This window comes from Gryllotalpicola sp. CP2-P1 (assembly GCF_057512245.1).
In genome coordinates this window covers 1-2,454 of record NZ_JBLRDT010000281.1, presented here as the reverse complement: position 1 = coordinate 2,454, position 2,454 = coordinate 1, and the positions used below count along the sequence as shown (strand labels likewise).

At 70.9% G+C, this 2,454-nt stretch carries 5 protein-coding genes; 3 read left to right on the top strand and 2 right to left on the bottom strand.

The window, feature by feature from the left end:
* Positions 1 to 546 (top strand): DEAD/DEAH box helicase family protein (locus ACM2XV_RS14240; RefSeq protein ID WP_487027404.1); only part of this gene is annotated, 546 nt, incomplete at its 5' end.
* Here the strand turns inward: ACM2XV_RS14240 and ACM2XV_RS14235 are convergent.
* The gene (locus tag ACM2XV_RS14235) at positions 543 to 959 is read right to left on the bottom strand and encodes a TIGR03668 family PPOX class F420-dependent oxidoreductase (RefSeq protein WP_344773152.1); all 417 of its coding nucleotides are present in this window, start codon (positions 957 to 959) and stop codon (positions 543 to 545) included. The two genes, ACM2XV_RS14240 and ACM2XV_RS14235, sit on opposite strands and share 4 nt — an antisense overlap.
* A gap of 231 nt (positions 960 to 1,190) precedes the next feature.
* On the opposite strand from ACM2XV_RS14235, the gene ACM2XV_RS14230 reads away from it, so the two are divergent.
* Positions 1,191 to 1,445, top strand: coding sequence for a hypothetical protein (locus tag ACM2XV_RS14230; protein WP_487027403.1), 255 nt, complete (start codon positions 1,191 to 1,193; stop codon positions 1,443 to 1,445).
* Here ACM2XV_RS14230 and ACM2XV_RS14225 read toward each other — a convergent pair.
* On the bottom strand, positions 1,429 to 1,998 hold the full coding sequence (locus tag ACM2XV_RS14225) for a nucleoside/nucleotide kinase family protein (protein ID WP_487027402.1): 570 nt from the start codon (positions 1,996 to 1,998) through the stop codon (positions 1,429 to 1,431). The genes ACM2XV_RS14230 and ACM2XV_RS14225 overlap by 17 nt on opposite strands.
* 77 nt (positions 1,999 to 2,075) lie before the next feature.
* Between ACM2XV_RS14225 and ACM2XV_RS14220 the strand changes: the two genes are divergently transcribed.
* A partial coding sequence (locus ACM2XV_RS14220) for an HhH-GPD family protein (protein ID WP_487027405.1) occupies positions 2,076 to 2,454 on the top strand: 379 nt, incomplete at its 3' end.

The following is a 2,454-nucleotide window of genomic DNA, read 5'->3' as shown; positions in this document are numbered from 1 at the left end:
GCTAGGGTCCGTCTCATGATCGTGTGGATCAACGGGACCCACGGCGTCGGCAAGACCACGACGAGCGCCCTCGTGCAAGAGCTGCTGCCCGATTCGCGCGTGTTCGACGCCGAGAAGGTCGGCGGCGTGCTCATGGACATCACGCCGGGGCTGCCCGAGACCGACAACTTCCAGCACTGGGACCCGTGGCGCCCGCTCGTCGTCGAATTCGCACGGCGGGTGCTGGGCTACGTCGGCGGCACGCTCGTGATGCCGATGACGGTGCTGGTCGAGGACTACTGGCGCGAGATCAGCGACGGCCTTGCCGCCTACGACATCCCGGTGCGGCACTTCGTGCTGCACGCCGACGGGGACACGCTGCGCGCCCGCATCGACGGCGACACCGTGATGGGCCCTTCGTGGTTCCGGCACGCCTATGTCGAGCCGTATCTCGAGGCGGCGCGCAACTGGCTGCACGCCGACGCCGAGGTCATCGACACGACCGGCATCACGCCGGCCGACGCCGCGCGTCGGATCGCGGACTCCGTGCGGGCGGGCGGCAGCTAGGCAGCCGACCAGCCCGCCCACCGGTCGACGCGGATGACGATGACCGGCCCGTCCGGTCGTCGCGTGCGGTACTGGCGATAGCGCGCGGCGAGCGCATCGAGGGGATGCCGCATCGCGTCGGCATCCTCGATCACTTCGGCCCTGCCGTCCACGCGCACCCACCACAGCTCGTGCCACTCGTCGCTGTACTCGTCGGCGAGCAGCGAGACGCGCGGGTCGCGTGCGATGTTGGCGAGCCGCCGCAGCGCGCGGCTCGACTTCGGCTTATGGTCGACGGCCGTGTAGATCAGGTCGCCCTCGACGGCGAAGGTGATCGGCACGAGATGCGGCGCCCCGCTCGCGCCTACGGTCGCGAGGCGCAGCGACCGCGCCCCACCCAGGCGCGCCCGCGCCTCGCTCTCGGCCAGCTTCATGGCAACGATCCTCCTCCTGGTGCGTAGGCTGGCGGCACGGTTCGGGAGGTGCGATGTCGGCGATGGGGTGGACGCTGCTCGAGCGACTCGTGCACTTCGATGTCTGGGCGCGCACCGCAGGCGCGGAATCCATGAGCCCGCTCACCCGGCTGACAGGCGCGGTCACCGAGCCCATTCCTGCCGCGCGCAGTCGACGAGAGGCATCCGATAGATCTCGCAAGGAGCTCCGCCATGCCTGTGCGCGCATTCCAGCGCATCACTCGACGTCTCATTCTGTTCAGCGGCTGGACGTGGGTCGCCGCCGGCTCACTGGTCGGGTTCGAGGCGCTCGACATCATCTTCGGGGCGTTCGCACTCGCGCCCGAGCTGCTGCCGCTCGTCATCCTCTGCCTCGCCCTCGCATGGCTCTTCCGGCGTCGGCTGCGCAGAGCGTGGTCACGCATGCGCGCGCGGATCAGGCTGTCGCGGCTCAGCAGGAGTCGCTGAGCACGCGCTTCGGCAGCTCGGGCGTCGAGGTGTCGATGACGGCGGATGCCGAGAAGAACGGCGTCTCGGCCGCGAGGTACGCCTCATCGGCCTGTGCCTGCTGGGCATCCACATAGATCAGGAAGTGCCAGATGCCCTTCAGCGAACCGAGCAGGTAGGCGCCGTCGACGATCAGCACGGCGTCGGCCGGGGCGGTCTTCCACTCGGAGAGCGCCGGCACGTCGCGCGCCGCGTCGAATGCGGCCGTCTGGAAGCCGGTGCTGCCGGCGAGCCGCCAAGGGTCGAGCAGCACGCGGCGGAACGTCGTCTCGTCGTAGGCCTCGTCGCCCCTGCCGCGCGCGGCCCGCGGCTTGAGGAAGTCGCCCATCGACGCGCGGAAGGCGGGCACGCCGCCGTCGTCGAAGACCGCAGCGAGATCGTCGGCGACCTCGTGGGAGCCCGTTCCGGGGAACCCGTCGACACCGATGATGCGCCGCCCCCGCGGATAGTTGTTCAGGATCTCGTCACGCAGACCGCGCAGGAACTCGACGCGCGGAGTGGACACCAACTGCATGTTTCGAGCGTACGCCGCCGACGCGGGCGGCACTCGGCCCGCCGCGGCCGACGTAGTCTCGAACGGTGCCCGAGACGATGACCCCGACGCTGAGCGAGGCCGTCAACGACTGGTTCCGGTCGAACGCCCGCGAGCTGCCGTGGCGTGAGCCGGGATGCTCCGCCTGGGGCATCCTCGTCTCCGAGTTCATGCTGCAGCAGACGCCCGTGGCGCGCGTGCTGCCCCAGTGGCGGGCATGGCTCGAGCGATGGCCGACGCCGGCGGCCCTCGCGGCGGTTCCGGCCGGCGAGGCGGTGCGCGCGTGGAACCGGCTCGGCTACCCGCGGCGAGCGCTCTGGCTGCATGCCTGCGCGGTCGCGATCACCGAGCAGCATGGCGGCGAGGTGCCGGCCGAGGTCGACGAGTTGCTGGCCCTGCCGGGAATCGGGCCGTACACCGCGCGCGCCGTCGCCGCCT

Bases quoted from the DNA above. Each gene is read 5' to 3' on its own strand.
- ACM2XV_RS14230 (WP_487027403.1), top strand. From the start codon at position 1,191: ATGCCTGTGCGCGCATTCCAGCGCATCACTCGACGTCTCATTCTGTTC.
- ACM2XV_RS14225 (WP_487027402.1), bottom strand. From the start codon at position 1,998: ATGCAGTTGGTGTCCACTCCGCGCGTCGAGTTCCTGCGCGGTCTGCGT.
- ACM2XV_RS14235 (WP_344773152.1), bottom strand. From the start codon at position 959: ATGAAGCTGGCCGAGAGCGAGGCGCGGGCGCGCCTGGGTGGGGCGCGG.